The 23,532-nt window shown below is 67.2% G+C and carries 22 protein-coding genes; 7 read left to right on the forward strand and 15 right to left on the reverse strand.

The genetic code is table 11. The features are described 5' to 3' along the window. Window positions 1–112: 112 nt before the first annotated feature. The 3 genes from groL to AC1DRE_RS13615 all read right to left on the reverse strand — a co-directional run bounded on the left by groL (window position 113) and on the right by AC1DRE_RS13615 (window position 2,696). The gene (gene groL, locus AC1DRE_RS13605; protein ID WP_104172096.1) at window positions 113–1,723 is read right to left on the reverse strand and encodes a chaperonin GroEL; all 1,611 of its coding nucleotides are present in this window, start codon (window positions 1,721–1,723) and stop codon (window positions 113–115) included. 85 nt (window positions 1,724–1,808) lie between these two features. After that, window positions 1,809–2,102: a co-chaperone GroES gene (gene groES, locus AC1DRE_RS13610; RefSeq protein WP_003805290.1), complete on the reverse strand. Its 294-nt coding sequence runs from the start codon at window positions 2,100–2,102 to the stop codon at window positions 1,809–1,811. A 207-nt stretch (window positions 2,103–2,309) separates the two neighbouring features. Further along, the gene (locus AC1DRE_RS13615) at window positions 2,310–2,696 is read right to left on the reverse strand and encodes a hypothetical protein (protein ID WP_476985131.1); all 387 of its coding nucleotides are present in this window, start codon (window positions 2,694–2,696) and stop codon (window positions 2,310–2,312) included. A gap of 55 nt (window positions 2,697–2,751) precedes the next feature. On the opposite strand from AC1DRE_RS13615, the gene AC1DRE_RS13620 reads away from it, so the two are divergent. Beyond that, a complete protein-coding gene (locus tag AC1DRE_RS13620) occupies window positions 2,752–3,996 on the forward strand; it encodes a THUMP-like domain-containing protein (protein WP_476985132.1) in 1,245 nt (414 codons plus the stop codon). 62 nt (window positions 3,997–4,058) lie between these two features. Here the strand turns inward: AC1DRE_RS13620 and AC1DRE_RS13625 are convergent, their stop codons facing one another. Then, complete coding sequence (locus AC1DRE_RS13625; RefSeq protein ID WP_476985133.1) at window positions 4,059–4,889, reverse strand: shikimate 5-dehydrogenase; 831 nt, start codon at window positions 4,887–4,889, stop codon at window positions 4,059–4,061. A 121-nt stretch (window positions 4,890–5,010) separates the two neighbouring features. Further along, the gene (locus tag AC1DRE_RS13630; RefSeq protein ID WP_476985134.1) at window positions 5,011–6,717 is read right to left on the reverse strand and encodes a glycoside hydrolase family 3 N-terminal domain-containing protein; all 1,707 of its coding nucleotides are present in this window, start codon (window positions 6,715–6,717) and stop codon (window positions 5,011–5,013) included. A 138-nt stretch (window positions 6,718–6,855) separates the two neighbouring features. Here AC1DRE_RS13630 and AC1DRE_RS13635 point away from each other — a divergent pair, with 138 nt between their 5' ends. Beyond that, window positions 6,856–8,007 carry a glutamate--cysteine ligase gene (locus AC1DRE_RS13635; protein WP_476985135.1) on the forward strand — a complete coding sequence of 384 codons (1,152 nt, stop codon included), beginning with the start codon at window positions 6,856–6,858 and terminating at the stop codon, window positions 8,005–8,007. Window positions 8,008–8,073: 66 nt separating this feature from the next. On the opposite strand, the gene tsaD is transcribed toward AC1DRE_RS13635, so the two are convergent. From tsaD to AC1DRE_RS13665, 6 genes are read right to left on the reverse strand one after another with little or no spacing between them, the layout of a single operon-like run. Beyond that, window positions 8,074–9,213 (reverse strand): tRNA (adenosine(37)-N6)-threonylcarbamoyltransferase complex transferase subunit TsaD, encoded by a 1,140-nt coding sequence (tsaD, locus tag AC1DRE_RS13640; protein WP_476985136.1) that lies wholly within the window; start codon window positions 9,211–9,213, stop codon window positions 8,074–8,076. After that, window positions 9,210–9,725, reverse strand: a complete 516-nt coding sequence (rimI, locus tag AC1DRE_RS13645) for a ribosomal protein S18-alanine N-acetyltransferase (protein ID WP_476985242.1) — start codon at window positions 9,723–9,725, stop codon at window positions 9,210–9,212. Before rimI ends, tsaD begins: the two co-directional genes overlap by 4 nt. 56 nt (window positions 9,726–9,781) lie before the next feature. Further along, window positions 9,782–10,453 (reverse strand): tRNA (adenosine(37)-N6)-threonylcarbamoyltransferase complex dimerization subunit type 1 TsaB, encoded by a 672-nt coding sequence (gene tsaB, locus AC1DRE_RS13650; RefSeq protein ID WP_476985137.1) that lies wholly within the window; start codon window positions 10,451–10,453, stop codon window positions 9,782–9,784. Beyond that, window positions 10,453–11,046, reverse strand: a complete 594-nt coding sequence (gene tsaE / locus AC1DRE_RS13655) for a tRNA (adenosine(37)-N6)-threonylcarbamoyltransferase complex ATPase subunit type 1 TsaE (protein ID WP_476985138.1) — start codon at window positions 11,044–11,046, stop codon at window positions 10,453–10,455. The genes tsaB and tsaE overlap by 1 nt, the downstream gene beginning before the upstream one ends. Beyond that, window positions 11,043–12,266, reverse strand: coding sequence for an alanine racemase (gene alr / locus AC1DRE_RS13660; RefSeq protein ID WP_476985139.1), 1,224 nt, complete (start codon window positions 12,264–12,266; stop codon window positions 11,043–11,045). Before alr ends, tsaE begins: the two co-directional genes overlap by 4 nt. 42 nt (window positions 12,267–12,308) lie before the next feature. Further along, window positions 12,309–13,400: a PfkB family carbohydrate kinase gene (locus AC1DRE_RS13665; RefSeq protein ID WP_476985140.1), complete on the reverse strand. Its 1,092-nt coding sequence runs from the start codon at window positions 13,398–13,400 to the stop codon at window positions 12,309–12,311. Window positions 13,401–13,492: 92 nt separating this feature from the next. Between AC1DRE_RS13665 and AC1DRE_RS13670 the strand changes: the two genes are divergently transcribed. Further along, a complete protein-coding gene (locus AC1DRE_RS13670) occupies window positions 13,493–14,884 on the forward strand; it encodes a family 4 glycosyl hydrolase (RefSeq protein WP_476985141.1) in 1,392 nt (463 codons plus the stop codon). 28 nt (window positions 14,885–14,912) lie between these two features. On the opposite strand, the gene AC1DRE_RS13675 is transcribed toward AC1DRE_RS13670, so the two are convergent. Further along, window positions 14,913–15,449, reverse strand: coding sequence for an N-acetyltransferase family protein (locus tag AC1DRE_RS13675; RefSeq protein WP_476985142.1), 537 nt, complete (start codon window positions 15,447–15,449; stop codon window positions 14,913–14,915). A gap of 121 nt (window positions 15,450–15,570) precedes the next feature. On the opposite strand from AC1DRE_RS13675, the gene mshA reads away from it, so the two are divergent. The 3 genes from mshA to AC1DRE_RS13690 all read left to right on the forward strand — a co-directional run bounded on the left by mshA (window position 15,571) and on the right by AC1DRE_RS13690 (window position 19,738). Further along, entirely contained in the window at window positions 15,571–16,845 is a 1,275-nt protein-coding gene (mshA, locus tag AC1DRE_RS13680) for a D-inositol-3-phosphate glycosyltransferase (RefSeq protein WP_476985143.1), read from the forward strand. A 56-nt stretch (window positions 16,846–16,901) separates the two neighbouring features. Beyond that, the gene (locus tag AC1DRE_RS13685; RefSeq protein WP_476985144.1) at window positions 16,902–18,599 is read left to right on the forward strand and encodes a formate--tetrahydrofolate ligase; all 1,698 of its coding nucleotides are present in this window, start codon (window positions 16,902–16,904) and stop codon (window positions 18,597–18,599) included. Between the two features lie 179 nt (window positions 18,600–18,778). Further along, window positions 18,779–19,738 carry a DUF559 domain-containing protein gene (locus AC1DRE_RS13690; RefSeq protein ID WP_476985145.1) on the forward strand — a complete coding sequence of 320 codons (960 nt, stop codon included), beginning with the start codon at window positions 18,779–18,781 and terminating at the stop codon, window positions 19,736–19,738. A gap of 45 nt (window positions 19,739–19,783) precedes the next feature. Here the strand turns inward: AC1DRE_RS13690 and AC1DRE_RS13695 are convergent, their stop codons facing one another. After that, window positions 19,784–20,293, reverse strand: coding sequence for a DUF2306 domain-containing protein (locus AC1DRE_RS13695; RefSeq protein ID WP_476985146.1), 510 nt, complete (start codon window positions 20,291–20,293; stop codon window positions 19,784–19,786). 101 nt (window positions 20,294–20,394) lie between these two features. Here AC1DRE_RS13695 and AC1DRE_RS13700 point away from each other — a divergent pair, with 101 nt between their 5' ends. Beyond that, window positions 20,395–21,012 (forward strand): MerR family transcriptional regulator, encoded by a 618-nt coding sequence (locus AC1DRE_RS13700; protein ID WP_476985147.1) that lies wholly within the window; start codon window positions 20,395–20,397, stop codon window positions 21,010–21,012. 112 nt (window positions 21,013–21,124) lie between these two features. Here the strand turns inward: AC1DRE_RS13700 and AC1DRE_RS13705 are convergent, their stop codons facing one another. Beyond that, a complete protein-coding gene (locus tag AC1DRE_RS13705; RefSeq protein ID WP_476985148.1) occupies window positions 21,125–22,210 on the reverse strand; it encodes an inositol-3-phosphate synthase in 1,086 nt (361 codons plus the stop codon). 172 nt (window positions 22,211–22,382) lie between these two features. Further along, window positions 22,383–23,420 carry an L-glyceraldehyde 3-phosphate reductase gene (mgrA, locus tag AC1DRE_RS13710; protein ID WP_476985149.1) on the reverse strand — a complete coding sequence of 346 codons (1,038 nt, stop codon included), beginning with the start codon at window positions 23,418–23,420 and terminating at the stop codon, window positions 22,383–22,385. Window positions 23,421–23,532 lie beyond the last annotated feature (112 nt).

The following is a 23,532-nucleotide window of genomic DNA, read 5'->3' on the forward strand; positions in this document are numbered from 1 at the left end:
GTTCGCCACGCACGTTCGCTACGCGGTCAATAGGGAGCGACGTCCCGCACACCCGGAACGCAAAGAACCGGCCCAGCAACGCTGGACCGGTTCTTGTGCAGTTGACTACTAGCTAGTGCTGGTGGCCTGCGTGCTCGTCCTCGTCGGCCGGCTTTTCGACAACGAGGGTCTCGGTGGTGAGAACCAGCGCTGCGATGGAGGCGGCGTTGCGGAGGGCTGCCCGCGTCACCTTGACGGGGTCGATGACTCCGGCAGCGATGAGGTCTTCGTATTCGCCGGTCTTGGCGTTGAAGCCGTGGTGGATGGCGGATTCCGCGACCTTGGCAGCGACGACATAGCCGTCAAAGCCGGCGTTCTGGGCGATCCAGCGCACAGGCTGGACCAGGGCGCGGCGCACGATGCCCACAGCTGCCGCTGCGTCACCTTCGAGCGCCGTGACGGCAGGGTCCTCGTCCAGTGCCTTCAGGGCGTGGATGAGGGCGGAACCGCCACCGGCAACGATGCCTTCTTCGAGGGCAGCGCGGGTGGAGGACACGGCGTCCTCGATGCGGTGCTTCTTTTCCTTCAGCTCAACCTCGGTGGCTGCGCCGACCTTGATCACACCGATGCCGCCGGCCAGCTTGGCCAGGCGTTCCTGCAGCTTTTCCTTGTCCCAGTCGGAGTCGGTGCGGGTCAGCTCGGCGCGCAGCTGGGCAACCCGTGCCGCAACGTCCTCTGCCGATCCGGCACCATCAACGATGGTGGTGTTGTCCTTGGTGACCGTGATGCGGCGGGCCGTACCCAGCACCTCAAGGCCAACGGAGTCCAGGCTGAGGCCCAGTTCCGGGGAGACAACCTGTGCACCGGTAAGGGTGGCGATGTCCTGCAGCATTGCCTTGCGGCGGTCACCGAAGCCCGGAGCCTTGACGGCAACGACGTTCAGGGTGCCGCGGATGCGGTTGACGATCAGCGTGGACAGTGCCTCGCCGTCGACGTCTTCGGCAATGATGAACAGCGGCTTGGAGCTCTGCAGCGCCTTCTCCAGCAGCGGCAGGAAGTCCTGCACCGAGGAGATCTTGCCCTGGTTGATCAGGATGAGGGCGTCTTCAAGGACAGCTTCCTGGCGTTCCGCGTCGGTGACGAAGTACGGGGACAGGTAGCCCTTGTCGAACTGCATGCCCTCGGTGAGGACCAGTTCGGTCTGCGTGGTGGAGGATTCCTCGATGGTGATCACACCATCCTTGCCGACCTTGCCGAAAGCCTCGGCCAGGAGCTCGCCGATCTCGTCGCTCTGTGCCGAAATGGCGGCGACGTTGGCAACCTGGGTGCCTTCGACCGGGCGGGCGTTCTCGAGCAGGCGGGCAGCAACGGCTTCCACTGAAACCTCGATGCCGCGCTTGATCTGGCCCGGAGCGGCGCCGGCCGCAACGTTGCGCAGGCCTTCCTTGACCAGTGCCTGTGCCAGAACGGTGGCCGTGGTGGTGCCGTCACCGGCAACATCGTTGGTCTTGGTGGCTACTTCCTTGGCCAGCTGCGCGCCAAGGTTTTCGAACGGGTCATCCAGTTCGACTTCACGGGCGATGGTCACGCCGTCGTTCGTGATGGTGGGAGCGCCCCACTTCTTGTCCAGCACGACGTTGCGGCCGCGCGGGCCGAGCGTCACCTTGACCGTGTTGGCGAGCTTGTCGATGCCGGCTTCAAGCGACCGGCGGGCAGCGTCGTTAAACGCAAGCTGCTTTGCCATGGTTTTGTCCTTTCAAGACAGAAACCCCGCGCCGCTGATCTGTCAGACATGCGTCAGACGGATCGGCGGCGCGGGGGTCCAAGAGTTACTTTACGACGATCGCCAGAACGTCGCGGGCGGACAGCACGAGGTACTCGGTGCCGCCGGTCTTGACTTCGGTTCCGCCGTACTTGGAGTAGATAACAACGTCGCCGACGGCTACGTCGACCGGAACACGGTTGCCGTCCTCGAAGCGGCCGGGGCCTACTGCGACAACTTCGCCTTCCTGCGGCTTCTCCTGCGCGGAGTCCGGGATAACCAGGCCGGAAGCCGTGGTCTGCTCGGCTTCGAGCGGGCGGACAACAATACGATCCTCAAGAGGCTTAATAGAGACCGACACTCGGACCTCTCCTTCTACGTCAGTAAATTCATGGACTGGAAAACTGTTGCGCCTCGGCGTGCAAACCGTCGTCGCGGTGCCGGCAGCAGCGTGGCTGGCAGTTCTCCATGTGTTAGCACCCTCCTAGGGAGAGTGCTAATGATGACTCTATGTAAGTGGTTAGCACTCGGTCAAGGCGAGTGCCAGAATTTGGTCCCCGGTGAACGCTTAGCGCCCTGCCAGGTCCTCAAAGTCGACGTCGTCGCCGTCGTCCGTGTCGTCGTCTCCCGTAACGTTGCGGTTCCTGTAAAGCACGACGGCGGCGGCGAGCGCCGTGACCACCGAGGCAATCAGGAACACCAGTCCGCCCGCGCGAACGGCGGTGTACGACTCGCGGATTTGCCGGGCCTCGTCGGTGGCGTCCTGGATGTTCTTGCCGCCCACCGAGTACACGGTCGCGTTGAAGGAATCCAGGACGAAGATGATTACCAGGAGCGCCAGGCAGACTACGGCGATAGCGGAACCGGCGATCAGCGCCGGCCTGGCGTACTTCGCAAGGCCCGTTTGTTGGTGGTGGTCATTACTCTCCGGCTGCGGCCCTGCGCTGTCTTCCATGCTCTCAACACTATCGGCACCGTCGGTGTCTGCCTCCTCGATTAGGCTTGATGACATGGCTGACGCACCGCAGGACCTGATCGCTCCGCTCCTGACCAGCGAAGGCTGGGAGCTGCTGGCTTCACTGGGGCCGTACCGGGAGGACGATGCGTTCCGGCTCAATGAATCACTCCGGAAGGCCGGCCACTCCCCCGCCCTGGTGTCGGCGGTCCTCACCCAGTCCCGGCTGCGGACCAAGGCTGAAGCCAAGTTCGGCGAATTTGCCCGCCAGATGATTTTCACGCAGGCAGGGCTGGAGCAGGCCACGCGACTCAACGTCGCGGCCAGGCACGCGGAACGGTTCGCGACCGCCGGAATTGAACATGTGGCCGACCTCGGCTGCGGGCTCGGTGCCGATTCCATGGCACTGGCCTCGATGGACATCAGGGTCACCGCCGTGGAAATGGACGAGACCACTGCCGCCTGCGCCACCATGAACCTGATTCCCTTCCCGCAGGCCAGCGTGGTTCACTCCGATGCCACCTCCGTTCCCCTCGACGGCGTGGACGGCGTGTGGCTGGATCCGGCCCGCCGCACCACCTCCAGTTCCGGGACGCGGCGCATCTGGGATCCGGAGGAATTCTCCCCGCCGCTGTCCTTCGTGGAATCCCTCGCAGAGTCCGGACGGGCAGTGGGCGTGAAGATGGGACCGGGCATTCCGCACGACTCCGTCCCCGCAGGCTGCGAGGCGCAATGGGTTTCCGTGGGCGGCGACGTCACCGAGGTGACGCTGTGGTTCAACGCGGTCAGCCGGCCGGGCATCCGGCGTGCGGCCCTTCTCCTCGGCCCGCAGGGCGCCGCGGAAATCACCAGTGCAGAAGAGTTCGACGCCGGCCCCGTTGCCCCCGTGGGCCCGGTGGAGGGCTACCTCTACGAACCTGACGGCGCCGTCATCCGGGCCGGCCTCGTGGCGGACGTCGCGGCACGGCTCGGCGGCCACCTCGTGGACGAACACATCGCCTACATCTGCGCACCCGAGCTCCTGGATACGCCGTTCGCCAGGGCCTACAAGATCCTGGAGGTCATGCCCTTCAACGTCAAGGCCCTCAAGGCCTGGGTGAAGCAGCACAACATCGGCGTGCTGGACATCAAGAAGCGGGGTACGTCGGTCACCCCGGAAGAACTCCGCAAGCAGCTCCTCCCCGGAGGAAAGAACGCCGGCAAGTCCTCCAAAGGCAAAAAGACAGCCACCCTGGTCCTCACCAGGATCGGCGAGGACCGGGTGGCCATCTCGGTGGAGCCGGTACAGCCCGGCACCTAGCCCGCTGCCTGTAGCCGGGACGTCTCCGTTACTGGGCCTTCTCCTTTACCGCGCCCGCTCCGTTACTGGGCCCGCATGAAGTCTTCCGCCGCGCGGACCTGCTCATCGGTGGGCCGGACACCGGTGTACAGCACAAACTGCTCCAGGGCCTGGATGGTGGCCACTTCCGCACCGGTGATGACCGTCTTGCCGGCAGCACGGCCCGCTTTGATGAGGGGCGTCTCGGCGGGCAGCGCGACGACGTCGAACACCACTTTCGCGGCGTCCACTGCCTCCGGCGGGAAGGACAGCGAGTCAGCATCCGGCCCTCCCGCCATACCGACGGGCGTGACGTTGATGATCATGTCCGCCGTGCCGCCCGCATCCGCTGCGGGAAGCTCGGGGCTCCACTTGAACCCGTAGAGATCCGCGAGCGGCTTACCGGATGATTCGTTGCGGGCGATGATGGTGACGTCCCGGAATCCTGCGTCGCGGAGGGCGGCGGCGGTGGCTTTGGCCATGCCGCCGGAACCCTTGAGCAGCACCGAGTAGTGGGCGGGCACGGCGTTGCGCTGCAGCAGCTGCTCGATCGCCGTGTAGTCGGTGTTGTACGCCGTGAGCCGGCCGCCGTCGTTCACGATCGTGTTCACCGAGTCGATCGCTTTGGCCGAGGGGTCCATGACGTCAACCAGCGCGATGACGTCTTCCTTGTACGGCATGGACACGGCGCAGCCCCGGATGCCCAGGCCCCTGACGCCGGCGATGGCCTGCGCCAGGTCCGTGGGCGCGAAGGCCTTGTAGATCCAGTTCAGGCCCAGCTGCTCATACAGATGGTTGTGGAAACGGGTTCCGTTGTTGCTCGGCCGGGCCGAGAGGGAGATGCACAGGGTCATGTCTTTATTCAGAATTGGCACGTGGTCCATTAAACGCCCGGCAGCCGCAGATCCCCCTTAAGGACAGGGCAGGTCGCGAACTAAGACGGGCGGGCCTGCACTATTACGCAGCCGGGACTGCTGCGCAGCCGGGCAGCGGCGCTCAGCAACCGCTGCCGGGGGCGAAGGGCCCGACGGCGACAGGCAGCTTTCCGGGGGCGGTCGCCTTTCCCGCCAGGACGGCTACCAGGGCGTTGAAGGCTTCCTGGCTTCGTCCGTACAGCGCCACCTTCGCGGGCGCTGTCGAGCCCGCCAAGGACCACGGCGCATCGAGGGCCACCACAACATCGCCTTTGGCCGGCGGTTCTTCGTAGCCGATGAGGGTCACAAGCGGGCCTGCGCCGACGGTGATACCAGCCGCACGCGCGGCCTGGACAAAACGCGCCCGGTCCTGTTCACTGCCTCCGGACAGCCGGACGCTGCCGGGCACCATCGCACCCTGGCACGGTCCGGCAAGGACGGTGACTGCCGCCGCGGAAACCCGCTGGGAGAGGGCGGAGCCGCTGCCCGGCGCAGCGCCCTGCGGCGCAGCGGTCCGGGCGCGCCACATCATCATCGTCACCACGCGCTGGGCCGCCTCCTCCAGGCGCTGCAGAGGCAGCGTGCCGGATTTGACGGCACTGACCACTGCCGCGTGCGCCGCTGCCACGTCCCCGGGCATCAGCAGCAGGTCCGCACCCGCGGCCAGCGCCCGCGGTGCGGCTGATTCATCGGGGAACTGCTTTTGCACCGCGCCCATGTTGAGCGCATCCGTCACGGCAACACCTTTGAAGCCCATGCCGCGCAGGGCCGCGTAGCTCGGTTTGGACAGCGACGCCGGAATTCCCGGTTCCAATGCCGGGACGGAAATGTGGCCCGTCATGATCATCGGCAGGCCGGCATCGATGGCGGCCTGGAACGGTTTCCAGTCCTTCGCCCGGAGTTGCTCCACCGTGGCCTTCTGCACAGGCAGGTTCTCATGCGAATCCACGGCCACGGAGCCGTGCCCGGGGAAGTGTTTGGCCGAGGGCAGGACCCCGGCCGACAGCATCCCCTGGGCAAAGCCGACGCCCAGGCTGGCCGCCGCGTCGGCGTTCCCGGACATTGACCTGGCGCCGATGGTGGGATCCTGCGGCCCGGCGGTGACATCAGTGGCAGGCGCGAAGTCCGCGTTGAAACCCAGCCCGGCCAGCTCGGAAGCCAACGCCGTGCCGGCATCGGTTGCCAGCGCGAGGTTGCCGGCGGCGCCGTAGCTCATGGGAGCCGGCCATTCCGTCAGGGGAGCACGGAGCCTGGCCACCACGCCGCCTTCCTGGTCCACGCCCAGGATGGCCGGCCAGGTGCGTCCGTCCGCCTTGGCCGCTGTCTGCAGGCGGGCCAGTCCGGCCGCCATGGCGGCGGTGTCCACGGTGCCGTCGGCGGCGCGCGGCACGTTATCGCCCATGACGATTGATCCGCCGAGGTGCAGCCGTTCCATGGTGGCCGCGTGGGCTGCGAAGTCGGTGCCGGCGAAGAACGGCATCAGCACCTGTCCGGCCTTCTGTTCAACGCTCATTTTCGCGACGGCGGCGCGCGCCGCGTCGTCATCCTTCTGCTGCGGGCCCCAGCCCAGTTGCCGCTCCCCCGGGGCCGGTGCGGAAGGTTTCGGGGTTGCCGGGCGGCCCGAAACACCGGGTCCGGAGCGGGAAGCGCTCCCCGACGGCGTTGCCGACGCAGTGTCCGGCGACGTTCCGGAACCGGACGGAGCCGGCACACCGGTGCAGGAGACGGATGCAAGCACTGCCGCCGTCACCGCCAGAGTGGCTGCTTTTTTGGCTGCTGTTTTGGCCACTGTGTTCCTGTGAGCACTTTCACTGCGTCCCTGAGTCCAAGCCATCACCTCGATGCTACCCCTGCACTAGACTTGAACCACCCGTTGCCCGCCCGCAGGCGGCTTCGGCAGGTGACGGCGGAACAGTGAAGGGACCACATGAAGATTGATTTCGCTTCATCCAGGCAATCAACTCTTGGTGTGGAATGGGAGCTGGCCCTGGTCAACGCGCAGACGGGCGAACTGGCCTCGGTGGCCAACGAGGTGCTCCGCGGCGTGACGGCCAACCACCCCGAGCTCAACGAGGACGATGAACACCCCCACATCAAGCAGGAACTCCTGCTGAACACCGTGGAACTCGTCACCGGCATCTGCGAAACAGTGGCCCAGGCCAAAGCCGACCTCAGCAGTTCCCTGGCAGCAGTCCGGGAAGTCACCGACCCCATGGGCGTCGAAGTCTTCTGCGCCGGAAGCCACCCATTCAGCCCTCCCCAGCTGCAGCCGGTGACGGACAAGGCCCGCTACGCCAAGCTGATCGACCGCACCCAGTGGTGGGGCCGCCAGATGGTCATTTACGGAGTCCACGTGCACGTGGGCCTGGACAGCCGGGACAAGGTCCTTCCGGTCCTGGACGGCCTGGTGAACTACTTCCCGCACTTCCAGGCGCTGTCCGCGTCCAGCCCGTTCTGGGGCGGCGAGGACACCGGCTATGCGTCCCACCGTGCCCTGATGTTCCAGCAGCTTCCCACTGCCGGCCTGCCATTCCAGTTCTCCACCTGGGCAGAGTACGAGTCCTACGTCGAGGACATGTTCACCACCGGAGTGATCGACACCATCTCCGAGATCCGCTGGGACATCCGCCCGGTCCCCAACCTCGGCACCATCGAGATGCGCATTTGCGACGGCCTGGCCACCCTGGAGGAGGTCGGCGCCATCGCAGCCCTGACCCAGTGCCTGGTGGACGAATTCTCCACCACGCTGGACAACGGCGGCACGATTCCCACCATGCCGCCCTGGCACGTCCAGGAGAACAAGTGGCGCGCGGCCCGCTACGGCCTCGAGGCGATCATCATCCTCGATGCCCAGGGCAACGAGAAGCTGGTCACCGAGCACCTGCTCGAAACCCTGAACCGGCTCGAACCCGTGGCCGCGAAACTCGGCTGCTCGGACGAACTCGCCGACGTCGAAAAGATCATCAGCCGTGGAGCCGGCTACCAGCGGCAGCGCCGGGTGGCCGCGGAGCACGGCGGCAACCTCCAGGCCGTGGTGCTCGACCTCGTTAAGCAGATGCGGAACGGCCCCACCGCCTGAGGCGCAGCGCCTCCATTGGACCCTGAGGCGGCGCCGAAGCAGCGCCGCGCTCCGAATTGCCCGGGGCTACGCCGAAACCGTGGTGACCGGCATGGACGAATCCGGAGCGAAGCCGATCCCGCTGGGGCCGATACCCGCCATGACCAGCTGGGCCCCCAGGGCGGCCACCATGGCACCGTTGTCAGTGCACAGCACGAGCGGCGGAACGGTCAGCCTGATCCCGGCCGCGCTGCACCGCTGTTCGGTGAGCTGGCGCAGCCGCGAATTTGCCGCGACGCCGCCGCCCAACAGGAGTTCGGTGATGCCGTTTTCCTTGCAGGCGAGCACCGCCTTGGACGTGATGACGTCCACCACTGCCTCCTGGAAGGCAGCCGCGATGTCCGCGACCGGCACCTCTTCCCCGCGGGCTTCGAACTGTTCCACGCAGCGGGCGACGGCGGTCTTCAGCCCGCTGAAGGACCAGTCGTAGCGGTGGGGGCCGGGTTCCTCCGCGCTGCCCATGTACTTGGGCTGCGTCAGTCCGCGCGGGAACCTGATGGCTTTCGCGTTGCCGGTCCGGGCAAGCTTGTCGATGGCCGGCCCGCCCGGATAGCCGAGCCCCAGGAGGCGTGCCACCTTGTCGTAGGCTTCCCCGGCAGCATCGTCAATCGTGGACCCCAGCAGCTCGACGTCGTCCGTGATGCTCCTGATCCGGAGGATCTCGGTGTGCCCGCCGGAGACCAGCAGGGCGCCCAGGTTCTCCGGCAGCGCCTTCTCCGGCAGCGGGTTGGCCGGCGACGCGTTCTCCGGCGACGAACCCGCAAACGGCCGCGGGCCGCCGTCGTCCGGCTGCAGCAGCCCAACGCCGACGTGCGCCACCAGGTGGTTGATGGCATACAGTGGCTTGCCCGTGGCCACGGCGAGCGCCTTGGCGGCGCAGACGCCCACCATCAGTGCCCCGGCCAGCCCCGGCCCGGAGGTGACGGCGATCGCGTCGACGTCGTCAAGGGTTACCCCGGCGTCTGCCAGGGCCTCCTGCAGCGTGGGCACGAAGGCGTCCAGGTGCGCACGGGACGCGATCTCGGGGATGACGCCGCCAAACCGTACATGCTCTTCCATGGAGGACGAGACGGTGTTGCTGAGCAGGGCTGTTCCGCGAACGATGCCCACCCCCGTTTCATCGCAGGAGGACTCGATCCCCAGGACAAGGGGCTGCGTTCGGTTCATGGTGCGTCTGCCTCCATTGCCGGCAAGTGGTCGGTGGTCGCCTGCGGGCTCCCTTGTCCGGATGCCAGGCCGGACGCAGGGCTGGAATCCTGCAGCTGGAGCCGCATGATCAGGGCATCAACGCCGTCCCGGTAGTACCTCGGCCGGACGTGGATCTGTTCGAAGCCGAAGCGCCGGTAAAGGCCCTGGGCGCGGGGGTTGTCCGCCCGGACTTCCAGCAGCACGTCCGCCGCACTGCGCCGCGCGCTTTCCGCAATGAGCTCGGTCAGCAGGGCCGAGCCGATGCCCTTGCCCTCGCATTCGGGTACCACCGCGATGGTCTGCACGTCCGCAATCGGCTCGATGCACATCAGCCCGGCATAGCCCACAATCTCGCCGGCAATTTCGGCCACGAGGTAATGGCGGGTCTGGGCCTGCGCCAACTCGTCATGGAACATCTGGAGCGGCCACGCATCCACGGGGAAGAGCCTGCGTTCGAGCACGTGCACGGCGGGGATGTCCGCACCGTTCATGGCGCGCAGCGTCACCCCGGCCGGGGCGGTGCCGGCCGCGCCGCCAGCGTTGCCGTTCACAGTGCACGCTTCCGGGGTCCAGGCACCTGGGCGTCGGACTCGCGGAGGTACAGCGGCGTGGAGTCCAGCAGCTGCTCCCCCGCGGCGAGCCTGGCCAGGGCGAACTGTCCCAGGTAGAGAGCATCGGGCTGTTCGGAACTGAAATCCGGATCGGCGCGGAGGACGTCTTCGTAGATGCCCGCGCCGGCGCCGTAAGCCGGGAGGTCCGGCAAGTCGGCCGCGAACCCCACGTGCGGTCCGTCCACCAGGCGGGGCAGCTGGCCGTCAGCGAGGGAGTAGCGGGCCCAGTACACCTCTTTGCGCCGGGCGTCGGTGGCCACCAGGAACTCCGGCGCGGCGGACGTGGATTCCGCCACTTCCAGTGCCATGGCGTCCAGGCTCATCAGGCCGTACAGGGGTTTGCCCCACACATAGGCCAGGGTCCGTGCGGTGGCGATCCCGGACCGCAGTCCCGTGAACGGCCCCGGGCCCACGCCGGTCACGATCGCGTCGATGTCCGAGCCCGTGATCCCCGCGTCGGCCAGGAGGGCGTCTATGCCGGGGGCCAGCACTTCGGCGTGGCTGCGGGTGTCCTCGGTGGAGAAACTCGCCAGCACTCCCTCGGGCGCATCGTCCGAAACCAGCGCCGCGCTGGCCACGGCTGAAGTGTCGATGGCAAGGATGAGCATCAGGAGGTCCCTTTCAAGGCGGCAGGCAGCAAGGGCTGCTCAGCCCAGCGCGGGCCGAAGCCGCGGATCACGATGGTGCGGGGCTCGTCGTCGTCGTCCGTGTCGAAGTCCAGCACGCCGTCAGCAGCTCCCTCCGCGCCGTCCGGGGTGGAGGTAACCGGCAGGGCGGCGCCCAGCGGCCGGTGCAGTTCGACGTCGAGCAGGCTGTCGCTCAGGTGCTCCACCCGTCCGCGGCCCCACTCCACCACCGTTACGGTACTGTCCATGGTGTTTTCCAGGTCGATGTCATCGATTTCCGCCGCGGACTCCAGCCGATAGGCGTCCACGTGCACCAGGTCGGGTCCGCCGGGGCGCGGCCCGTCCGCAAGGTTGGGATGGATGCGGACCAGGACGAACGTGGGGGAAATGATGCCGGCCCGCACGCCCAGGCCTTCGCCGAGGCCCTGGGTGAAGGTGGTCTTGCCGGCTCCGAGTTCGCCCGTCAGGATGACCAGGTCGCCCGCCTCAAGGACGGCGCCGAGGGCCGCCGCGAGGGCATGGGTTTCTTCGGCGCTCTGCACTGTCAGGGACAGTTCCCACCTCGGATCGCTCATCGGGCCCCGCCCTGCCCCTCAGCCCGGCCCTCGTTGATGTAGTGCCGCGGAACACGCGGGCTGATCCGGGTCACGATCTCGTAGTTGATGGTCCCGGCCGCGCGGGCCCAGTCATCCGCCGTCGGCCCGCCGTCGGCGCCGTCGCCGAACAGGACCGCTTCGGCTCCCAGCACGCTGGCTCCGCCGGACGCCACACCGCGGGGTCCGAGGTCGATCACCATCTGGTCCATGGCGATCCTGCCCACCACCGGGTAGTTGCGGCCCTCCACACGGACGGGGCCGCCGGTGGCCACCCGCGGCACGCCGTCGGCGTAGCCCATCGGGATCAGCCCCAGGGTGCTGGCGCCGGCGGTGTGGTAATTGAGTCCGTAGGAGACACCCTGGCCGGCCGGGACGTCCTTGCAGTGCGACACCTTGGTCCGGACGGTCATCGCAGGGCGGAGTCCCAGCTCGGCGGGGGTCTGGCCTTCAAAGGGTGAGAGACCATAGATTCCGAGGCCCACACGGACCATATCGAAGTGCGTGTCCGGGCGGGACAGCGTGGCGGGGGTGTTGGCCAGGTGGCGGACTTCGGGGTCCACCCCGGCGTCCTCGGCGATGGCCAGGACTTCGCGGAAGGCCTTCAGCTGCTCGTCCGTTTCCGGGCGGTGCGGTTCGTCCGCCACGGCAAGGTGGGAGAAGATTCCCACCACGCGGAGCAGGCCCTCGTCCTGGTACTCCATTGCCTCGCCCACCAGGCTGTCCCACGCCTCGAGCGTTGCGCCGTTGCGGCCCAGGCCCGAGTCCACTTTCAGGTGGACGCGGGCAGGGCGTTCCTGCTCCCGGGCCGCCAGGACGATCTTGTCCAGTTCCCAGCCGGAGCAGCCGATGTCGATTCCGGCGGCAACAGCGGCACTGAAGTTGCTCTCCGGGGTGTGCAGCCAGGCCAGCAGGGGCGCCTCGATGCCCGCGGCCCGCAGGGCCAGCGCCTCGGAAATATGCGCTACACCAAGCCAGCGGGCCCCGGCCTCGAGCGCTGCCCGGGCCACGGGAACGGCACCGTGCCCGTAGGCATCCGCCTTCACCACGGCCATGACCTTGGCCGGCGAGGCCACCGCCGCCACGTGGCGGACGTTGTGCCGGATGGCGTCCAGGTCGATTACTGCTGAGCGTTCGTTGGCGGGGCCGGACGCGGAGTCCGGGACGGGCCGGATGTCGCCGCCTGCTGCTGGGTAAGTCACCCTAGTGATTCTAGTGGCGGCGGGCCGGGCGGCTTAATTGGCCTAGGCGTCGGAGAGGTGGGCGATTGTGGCAGTGGCCCGGCGCAGCGCCTGCGGTGGTACGTCGCGCACGATCTCCTCCAGGAAGCTGAAGCGCCGCAGCCACTGGCTGCTTTGCCGTTCAGGCCGTGCGTTGGCCCGCTTCCACCAGTCGGCGATGTCGCCCCAGCCCGGCGCTGCCAGGGAACCGCCCACTTCCTGGACCGCCAGGGACGCGCACAGGTTCGCGAACCGGAGCCGGTCCGCCAGCGGCCAGCGCGCCAGGCTGCCCACGATGAACGCCGCGCCGAAGCAGTCCCCGGCCCCGGTTGGGTCATAGGCCGAGACGGGCAGCGACGGCACCCATTCCTCCTCTCCCGTTTCGGAGTCCACGGCCATGGCGCCCTGCGGTCCCAGGGTCACCACCGCCACGGGAACCCGGTCGGCGAGCGCATACAGTGCAGCCCACGGCGTGTCCCTGCCGGTGAAGGCCATGGCCTCGCGCTGGTTGGGCATAAAGGCGTGGAAATACTGCAGGTTGTCCAGCCGGGTGGAGGACCATTTGCCGGTGGCGTCCCAGCCGACGTCGCCGAAAAGCTTGACCCCGGCGCTGTGGGCGGCGACGGCCCACGGGGCGAGGTCCTCGTCCAGGTCCGCGACGGCGGCGAGTGCCGCGGGCGGCTCCCCGATCAGCTCCGACGAGGTGACCGGGGCAGGGTGCCCGTGCGTCACCATGGAGCGGTCGTGCTGGACGCTGAGGGATACCGTCACCGGCGAGTGCCAGCCCGGGACGCGTTTGGAAAGGGACAGGTCAACATGTTCCTGTGCAGCCAGGATCTTCCAGTTGTAGTCGCCGTAGCCGTCGTCGCCGAAGGCAGCCGCGAGCCCGGTCCGCAACCCCAGGCGCGCGGCGGCGATGGCCTGGTTGGCCACCCCTCCCGGACAGCTGCCCATGCCCTCGCTCCAGATCTCTGTGCCTGGCTCCGGCGCGTGAGGCAGCCCGGTGAAGATGATGTCCTGGAAAACCGTCCCGGTCAGGAGCAGGTCGAAGCTCCCGTCCGTGGGCGTGCGGACGTGGGAGAGCGGGTCGAACCGGCGCCCTGGTATCGCGTCCATGTTCGGCACACTACGCCCTCGCGCTTGCCCTGCAAAGTGCCGCGCCGGACGGGACCGGACCTGCGCGGCCTGCCCGGAATAGACTGCCTGTTATGCGGCTCATGATTGCCGGTGGCGGCGGGTTCCGGGTCCCGCTCGTGTACCGGGCGCTCTCCACCGGCCCCTTCGCGGGGCTGGTGCGCGAGCTTGTCCTGTTCGACGTCGACCCGCTGCGGCTCGCCGCGATCAAGGCCGTCCTGTCGTCGATCGCTTCTGGCGCTGCCGGGCCCGGCCCCGCCGTCACGACAACCACGTCCCTGGCAGCCGCGCTCGACGGCACGGACATGGTGTTCGCTGCCATCCGGCCCGGCGGAACGGCGGGTCGAATCGCCGACGAACGCGTGCCCCTCGGCCTGGGCCTCCTGGGCCAGGAAACCACGGGCGCCGGCGGAATCTCCTACGCCCTGCGGTCCATTCCCGGGATGCTGGAGCTGGCCCGTGAAATGAAGCGGCGCTGCCCGGAGGCCTGGCTGGTCAACTTCACCAACCCGGCCGGAATGGTGACGGAGGCGCTGGTCCCCGTGCTGGGCACCAGGGTGATCGGCATCTGCGATTCGGCCGGAGCCCTGGTGCACCGGGCGGCCCGCGCGGCGGGCGCCCCGCTGCCTGAGGGAAAGCTCGACGGCGTGGGCTACTACGGGCTCAACCACCTGGGCTGGCTGTACCGGCTGGAGTCCGCCGGCCAAGACCTGCTGCCCGGGCTGCTGGCGGACGCGCAGGCCCTGTCCGGTTTCGAGGAGGGCCGGCTCTTTCCGCAGCCTTTCCTCCAGTCCCTGGGCTGCCTGCCCAACGAGTACCTGTACTACTACTACGACACGGGGCGGGCCGTCGGTGCCATCCGCGCCATGGCGCAGACCCGCGGCGAGTCGATCCACGAGCAGCAGTCCGGGCTGTACCCGGCGCTTGCCGCGGCCGGTCCCCGGGCCTATGAGCTCTGGGACGCTGCCCGCCGGTCCCGCGAGGAAGGCTACCTGGCCGAGGCGCGGGCCAGCGGCGAACAGCGGGACGAGGATGACCTCGCCGGCGGCGGGTACGAACGCGTTGCCCTCGGCGTGATGCGCGCCCTGTCCGGCGGCGCCGTCGGCGGCGCATCGGGCCCGGTGTCCGGCGGGGGTGCCGAGCTCATCCTGAACACCCCCAACGCCGGTGCGGTTCCCGGCTTACCGGCGGACGCCGTCGTCGAGGTCCCCTGCGTGGTGACCCCCGACGGCGCGGTGCCGCTGCCGCAGGACCGGCCGGCTGACGCGCAGCTGGCCCTCATGCAGCGGGTCAAGGAGGTGGAGCGGCTGACGGTGTCTGCGGCGGCGCACGGCCGCCGCGACGACGCCGTTCGGGCCTTCGCGCTCCACCCGCTCATCGATTCGGACAAGCTCGCCGTCGAACTGCTCGCAGGCTACGAAGCGGCGTTTCCGGCGCTCGGGCTGCTGTGGCACGGCGCGCATTAGACCTGTAGTGCGGATGAGGCCCGCAGACCTACAGCTTCCGGTACATCAGGTGCAGTCCCACATAGCCCAGCGTCGGGTGGTTGAACGCCTCCGGGATGGTAGCCAATACCTCGAACCCCATGGCCTGCCAGGCGGCCACCGCGCGGACGTTGCTCTCCACCACGGCGTTGAACTGCATGGCACGGAAGCCTGCCGCCCGGGCCGCGTCCAGCGAATAGGCGCAGAGCGCCCTGGCCAGCCCCCTGCCGCCGTGGTCGGGGTGGACCATGTAGCCGGCGTTGGCAACGTGGCTGCCTCCCCCGCCCTGGTTGGCGTGCAGTTCGCCCGTCCCCAGCACCTGGCCGTCGCGGACGGCCACGAATGCCTGGCCGGGAGCGTCCTTGAACCAGCGGGCCCGGGCGTCGTCCTCCGTGGTGTCGCGGTCCCAGGTGAAGGTGTCGCCGGCCCTGATGACGGGTTCCAGGATTGCCCACATGCCGGGCCAGTCTGCGGCTGTGGCGGGACGGATCTCAATGCTGGCTGCGTGCTTGTTTGACCCGGCGGTTGCGTCTGCGGATGCGCTCACAGCCGCCACGTTAGCAGGAGGGCTGGGGACCCTGCGCGCAGGACCCCGGGCGCTGCGAAGGACGGGTCGGTACAGGAGTAGTGTTTTATCGGATGCAGTTCCGCCAGCCGAAGGGAGCGCCGTGACCCTGATCCGCCGTGTGGCATTCCTTTCGCTACACACCTCGCCCATGGAACAGCCCGGTTCCGGTGACGCCGGCGGCATGAACGTCTACGTGCGCGGGCTGGCCTCGGCGCTCGCCGCAACCGGCGTGGAAGTGGAGATCTTCACGCGGTCAACGTCCGCGGAACAGCCCGCCGTCGAGCACCCGGACCCCGGCGTGTGCGTCCACAACGTGATCTCCGGCCCGCCGCGGAAGCTGCCCAAAGAGGAACTTCCGGGACTGCTGCACAGCATGGTGGCGGAGGTCGAGCGCATCCGGCAGCGGCAGCCGCACGGCCGGTATGACGTCATCCATTCGCATTACTGGGTTTCCGGGGTGGCCGGCCTGGAGCTGTCCAAGCTCTGGGGCGTGCCGCTGGTGCACACCATGCACACGATGGCCAAGGTCAAGAACCTCCTCCTGCACTCCGGCGAGAAGCCCGAACCGAGACGGCGGGAGGACGGCGAACACCGGATTGTGGACGGTGCAGCGCGGCTGATCGCGAACACCCCGGCCGAGGCCGCCGAGCTCGTCTCGCACTACAACGCCGACTTCGACCACATCGACGTGGCTCCCCCCGGCGTGGACCTGACCGTGTTCACCCCGGCGTTCCGGACCCGTTCCCGGGCACAGCTCGGCGTGCCTGCCGGCAAGTTCCATCTGCTGTTCGCCGGCCGGATCCAGCGGCTCAAGGGCCCGCAGATCCTCGTCAAGGCAGCAGCCCTCCTCCGCTCGCGCCGCCCGGACATCGATCTGCAGGTAACCATTTTGGGCGCCCTCAGCGGAGCCAAGGATTTCGACCTGAAGTCGCTGATCAGCGCAGCCGGAATGGACGACGTCGTAACCCACCATCCGCCGGTCAACGCACCGGAGCTGGCCGCCTGGTTCCGCTCCGCCGACGTTGTGGTGATGCCGTCCTACAGCGAATCCTTCGGGCTGGTGGCGCTGGAAGCCCAGGCCTGCGGGACGCCCGTGGTTGCCACCCGGGTTGGCGGACTCTCCCGGGCCATTTTCGACGGACGGACCGGCCTGCTGGTGGACGGGCACAAGGCTGCGGACTGGGCGGACGTATTCGAAGCGCTCTATGACGATCCCGCCACGCGCGAGGACATGGGGCGGGCTGCAGCGCTGCACGCCCAGAGCTTCGGCTGGCAGCGGACCGCCGCCATCACGCTGGAGAGCTACCATGCCGCCGTCGACCAGTACATTGATAGTCACAGAATTCCGGTGGGCCACACGCCCTCAGCCGGGTAGCGCCGGGCGGGAACCCCCGAACGGCTTTCCCTGAAGCCACGAACTGAAGGACAAAGATGTCTGACACCAACGCCATGAGTGACCTCGAAATCGCCCAACGGGCCACCATGCGGCCCATCGGGGAGATCGCCGCCGCGGCGGGCATCAATGCTGACGCCCTGGAACTCTATGGCCGGTACAAGGCAAAGATCGACCCGGCGAAGCTTGCGGACCCGGCCGGTGCGCCTGCCCGCCAGCCTGGCCGGGTGGTGCTCGTCTCGGCCATGTCCCCCACGCCGGCAGGCGAAGGGAAATCCACCACAACGGTGGGCCTGGCGGATTCGCTGGCCCGGGCCGGGCAGAAGGTGATGATTGCGCTGCGCGAACCGTCACTGGGGCCTGTCCTCGGCATGAAGGGCGGAGCCACGGGCGGGGGCTACTCCCAGGTGCTGCCCATGGAAGAAATCAACCTGCACTTCACCGGTGATTTCCATGCCATCACCTCGGCGAACAACGCACTCATGGCGCTGGTGGACAACCACATCTTCCAGGGCAACGAACTCAACATCGATCCCCGCAGGATGACGTTCAAGCGGGTGCTGGACATGAATGACCGCTCGCTCCGCGAAGTGGTGATCGGCCTGGGCGGACCTGTCCAGGGCGTTCCGCGGCAGGACGGTTTCGACATCACCGTGGCCTCGGAGATCATGGCCGTATTCTGCCTGGCCACGGATATTGCCGACCTCCGTGCCAGGCTGGGCCGCATCACGTTCGGCTACACCTATGACCGTGAGCCCGTCACGGTGGCCGGCCTGGGGGTCCAGGGCGCGCTGACCATGCTGCTCCGGGATGCCATCAAGCCCAACCTCGTACAGACCATCGCCGGCACACCCGCGCTGGTGCACGGCGGACCCTTCGCCAACATCGCGCACGGCTGCAATTCGCTCATCGCCACCCAGACGGCCCGCCGGCTGGCGGACATCGTGGTCACCGAGGCCGGCTTCGGCGCAGACCTCGGGGCTGAAAAGTTCATGGACATCAAGGCGAGGGTGGCAGACGTGGCGCCGTCCGCCGTCGTGCTGGTAGCCACCGTGCGGGCGCTGAAGATGCACGGAGGCGTGGCCAAGGACCGGCTCAAGGAGCCCAACGTGGAGGCCCTCGCAGCCGGTGTGGCCAACCTCCGGCGGCACATCCGCAACGTGGAGAAGTTCGGGATCACACCGGTGGTGGCCGTCAACAAGTTCGCCACGGACACGCAGGAAGAGCTCGATTGGCTGCTGGAGTGGTGTGCAGGCGAGGGCGTGCAGGCCGCCGTCGCCGATGTCTGGGGCCGCGGCGGCGGCGGGGACGGCGGCGACGAACTCGCTGCCAAGGTGCTCGCGGCACTCGACGCCCCGCACAGCTTCCGCCACCTGTATTCCCTCGAACTCTCCGTGGAGGACAAGATCCGGACCATCGTGCAGGAAATCTACGGGGCCGACGGCGTGGACTTCTCCGTCCCTGCCCTCAAACGCCTGGCCGACATCGAGAAGAACGGCTGGGCCGGTTTGCCGGTATGCATGGCCAAGACGCAGTACTCATTCAGCGACGACGCCACCAAACTGGGCGCGCCCAAGGGTTTCACGGTCCACGTCCGGGACCTCATCCCGAAGACGGGCGCAGGGTTCATCGTCGCGCTGACGGGCGCGGTGATGACCATGCCCGGCCTGCCCAAGGTTCCCGCGGCCATGCGGATGGACGTGGACGACACCGGCAGGCCCGTGGGCCTCTTCTAGACGCTCTCTCGCATCCTGCCGCCTTTTCCCCGACGCTCTCTCACATCCTGCCGCCTTTTCCCCGACGCTCTCTCACATCCTGCCGCCTTTTCCCCGACGCTCTCTCACATCCTGTGCACCCAAGGGCGGCCTGTGGATATCTTCTGCGGCGTCATCGACTTTCGGGTCACAATGCCAGCATGAAAAAGTGCAACAATCTGCCCGGGATTCTGGCAACTGCTCCGTTCACCTTGGATTCGGCGCGGGCCTCTGGAGTATCCACGGACCGGCTGCGGCGAAAAGACGTAGTCCATGTCGGACGCGGGCTCTACCGCCCCTCGGACTGGGACTTTGAACTGGAAGCCGCGGCACGGGCGCTGTCCGCTGCCTCGCCTGGTGCCTGGATCTCACACGTCACGGCAGCACGGCTCCGGTGCCAGCTGCTGCCGCCTTGGCTCGCGGACTCGACAGAGCTCCATCTGAGCAAGCCCCGGACCTTGCCCTCGGTGCGCCGCAAGGGCGTACTCGGCCACACGGTCTTTGCTTGGGAGGATGAGACGGAATCAATCGACGGCATCCGTGTCAGCACCCGATCGCGGACGTGGCTGGACCTCGCGCGGCGGCTGTCGCTGAGCGAGCTCGTGTGTATGGGTGATCAGCTAATCCGCATTCCGCGAGTGGACTTCGAGGGCCGGACGCAGCCCTACGACAACTTGGACGGGCTCCGCTCCCTGGTCGGCCGCCATCCAAACCTGCAGGGCATTGTCCGCGCCAGGGAAGCCCTGGACCTGATGCGGGTGGGGGCGGATTCGGCGCCCGAGTCTCTGCTCCGCTTGGCTATGGCCGATGCCGGCCTTCCCGAACCGGACCTCCAGCTGGCGCTGCGCGAAGCTGACGCCATGTCCCCGAGCGCCGATCTCGGTTACCGTCACCGGCGGATCGCCATCCAGTACGACGGCGAGCATCACCTTCTTGACGCCCAGTCCCTTCGTGACAGGCGGAGAAACAAGGCGTTCGAATCGGCTGGGTGGACAGTCCTGATATTCGACAAGCACGATCATGCTGACGGCTTTCAACGCGCTGTCAGGGAGATCAAGCGCACTCTACGCACTGCGTGGCTTGATCATCCTCATGCATCCGGGTTCGCCGACGCGGGGTGAGAGAGCGTCCGGCCAAAACCCGCCAAAAGTGAGAGAAGGTCGGCCCTAAACCCGCAGGAAGTGAGAGAGCGTCTGGTCCTCTGAACCGCCCGAGGCGCCCGTGCGGCCGCCGCGCTTGAGCGAAACGAACACCACCACAACGCTGAGCGCCACCAGTCCTGCGACGTATGCCGCGGTGGCCGGGTCCTCGGCGAGGAGCTGCGGAATGGCCCGCCCCGGCACGGCAACGGCAAACACGAACGCCACGGCAATGCCGATGTAGCTGCCGATCATGTTCCCCAGGTGCGACGGGATGTTGCGGCGGATGGCGCTGACAAGGCCAAGTGTCACCGTCACGATGGTGAAGGCCGACAGCCCGTGCAGCCAGGTGAAATGCCCTGCTGTCACGATCCAGAAACTGCTGATGCAGACGTAGTACATGGCTGCCACCCACAGGTAGCCCATGGTGCGGTGGATGCGGTCACGGCGTCGGCGGAGGATTTGGAACGGGCCGATCGCAAGCACGAACAGTGCGGCGATCACGTGGCTGACAAGCAGTACATTCCAAGGCTCCATAGGTTTAGGATAGAGCCACTATCCAATGCGTGTACATCAGGATAGTTGGCGCCGGATCCGCTATCCAACGGATCCGGACCTCCCCGGGAGAAGAGGGCGGCATGCAGCTCAAGGAGCTGAGCGGGCAAGCTGGAGTATCCGCGGCCAGCATCAAGTACTACCTGCGCGAGGGCCTGTTGCCGGCCGGCGGGACCGTCCACGCAACCCGCGCGCAGTATTCCGCCAGTCACGTCGAGCGTCTGAAATTGATCCAGGCCCTCCGCCGGATAGTCGGGCTGAATATTGAGCAGATCCGCGGCCTCGTCAAAATGGCCGACGACGGCGCCCCGCGCCTTGCGCTCTTAGCGGCGGTTCAGCGCGTGGTTCTTCACCTCGAAAGCGCCACCAGCGGCGACGTCCCCACAGCGGCGGCTGACGCCGTCGTGCGTTTCCGGAACTGGCCCGATTACCCAAGCGACGCCCGAAACGCTTTGAACGTCCATCTGGAACTGATGGAAAGCCTCAACATCCCGGTGTCCGGCGGGCTCCTGGACACCTACAGCAAGGCCATGGATGACGTCGCCGGGCTGGATATTGCAGCCACAACCGCCCCGGAGAGCGTCGACCAGCTCATTCTCACCGCGGCCGTGGGCATGCACATGCACAGCCAGCTGCTGCTGAAGCTCCTCGCCCTGGCGCAGGCCAGCCACGCCATCCGGCGCTACGAACACGGCGCTTAAACCACGATGCTCCCCCACCAAAGTGAGAGAGCGTCGTGCGAAATCCCGCAGAAACTGAGAGAGCGTCCCAGATATTCGTGCAGGATGTGAGAGAGCGTCGTGGAAGAGGGGCCTAGCGCTCCAGGTCGCCGCGGATGAAGGCCTCAACCTTGTCCCGGGCGAGGTCGTCGTTGAACTGCTCCGGCGGGGACTTCATGAAGTAGCTGGAAGCGGAGAGCAGCGGGCCGCCGATGCCGCGGTCCAGGCCGATCTTGGCGGCGCGGATGGCGTCGATGATCACGCCGGCGGAGTTGGGTGAGTCCCAGACCTCCAGCTTGTATTCGAGCGACACCGGCGCGTCGCCGAAGTTGCGGCCTTCCAGGCGGACGAAGGCCCACTTGCGGTCGTCGAGCCACTGGACGTAGTCGGACGGGCCGATGTGGACGTCCTTGGCAGCCATCTCGGCTTCGACGTTGGAGGTGACAGCCTGGGTCTTGGAGATCTTCTTGGACTCGAGGCGGTCGCGCTCCAGCATGTTCTTGAAGTCCATGTTGCCGCCGACGTTGAGCTGGTACGTGCGGTCCAGCGTGACGCCGCGGTCTTCGAAGAGCTTGGCCATGACGCGGTGCGTGATGGTGGCACCGATCTGGCTCTTGATGTCGTCGCCCACGATCGGCACGCCAGCGGCGGTGAACTTGTCCGCCCACGCCTTGGTGCCGGCGATGAAGACAGGCAGGGCGTTGACGAAGGCCACACCGGCGTCGATGGCGGCCTGGGCGTAGAACTCGGCGGCTTCCTGCGACCCGACGGGCAGGTAGCAGACCATGACGTCAACCTTGGCGTCCTTGAGGGCCTGGACAACGTCGACCGGCTCTGCCGGGGACTGCTCGATGGTTTCGAGGTAGTACTTGCCGAGGCCGTCCAGGGTGTGGCCGCGCTGGACGGTGACACCGGTGGGCGGAACGTCGGCAATCTTGATGGTGTTGTTTTCGCTGGCCAGGATGGCGTCGGCCAGGTCAACGCCGACCTTCTTGCCGTCGACATCGAAGGCTGCAACGAACTGGACATCGTTGACGTGGTACTTGCCGAACTCCACGTGCATCAGACCGGGAATCGTTGCCTGGGGGTCGGCATCCCGGTAGTAGTGGACACCCTGGACCAGGGATGCGGCGCAGTTACCCACACCGACGATGGCAACACGAATCGGATTTGAAGACACGGAACTCCTTTGAGAACAAACTTCACGTGCCCGGCGCGGCTGCACTCTGATGTGCGGCGGCGGCTGATGGGCACAGCGCCATGGGGCGCCCTTGCATTCTAGCTAACACCGCCGGGGCCGGAGATGTTCCCGGCCCCGGCTCACTGTCAGGGACAGTTCTGTTACGTGTCGGCTACTTCTGTGCCCAGAGGTTGATATCGGATTCGACGGCGAACTCGTCGATCGCTTTCAGCTCCTCCTGGGAGAACGCCAGGTTGTTGATGGCGGACAGCGTGTCCTCCAACTGCCTGACACTGGACGCGCCCACCAGGGCGGACGTCACGGACGTGCCCCTGGGCTGGTCGCGGAGGATCCAGGCGATGGCCATCTGCGCCAGCGACTGCCCGCGGTCCATGGCGATTTTGTTGAGTCCGCGGACCCGGTCCAGCTTGTCCTCGGTCAGTGCCGATTCGGACAGGAACCGTTCCTTGGCCGCCCGTGAATCGGCCGGGATGCCGTTCAGGTAGCGGTCCGTCAGCATGCCCTGCGCCAGCGGCGAGAAGGCGATGGAGCCGGCGCCCACCTCTTCGAGCGCCTCGTAGAGGTTCGGCGTCCCGTTCTCGGTCCAGCGGTTCAGCATGGAATAGCTGGGCTGGTGGATGAGCAGCGGGGTGCCGAGTTCCTTGAGGATCCGGGCCGCCTCGATGGTCTGCTCGGGCGTGTAGGAGGAGATGCCCGCGTACAGCGCCTTGCCTGAGCGCACGGCATAGTCCAGTGCGCCCATGGTTTCCTCCATGGGCGTCTCCGGATCCGGGCGGTGGCTGTAGAAGATGTCCACATAGTCCAGGCCCATGCGCTGCAGGGACTGGTCCAGGCTGGAGATCAGGTATTTGCGGGAGCCCCACTCGCCGTACGGGCCGGGCCACATGTAGTAGCCGGCCTTGGTGGAGATGACGAGCTCGTCGCGGTACGGCTTGAAGTCGTCCTGCAGGTGGCGGCCGAAGTTGGTTTCGGCGGAGCCGTCCGGCGGACCGTAGTTGTTGGCCAGGTCGAAGTGGGTGACGCCCAGGTCGAAGGCGCGGCGGAGGATGGCGCGCTGCTCATCAAACCGCTTGTCGTCGCCGAAGTTGTGCCAGAGCCCAAGCGAGATCGCCGGAAGTTTCAGGCCGCTGCGTCCGACGCGGCGGTAGGGCATGGATTCATAGCGGTTGTCCGCTGCCGAATAAGTCATACTATCTATCCTGCCAGCTGTGACGCAGGCTACAGCCAACAAGTCCGTTGTTACGCCGCGGGCAGACACAAACAGCCCTCGGCGTAGCAGGAGACGCAAACAAAACCGGCGG

It is taken from the genome of Arthrobacter sp. P4_H3, assembly GCF_056400885.1.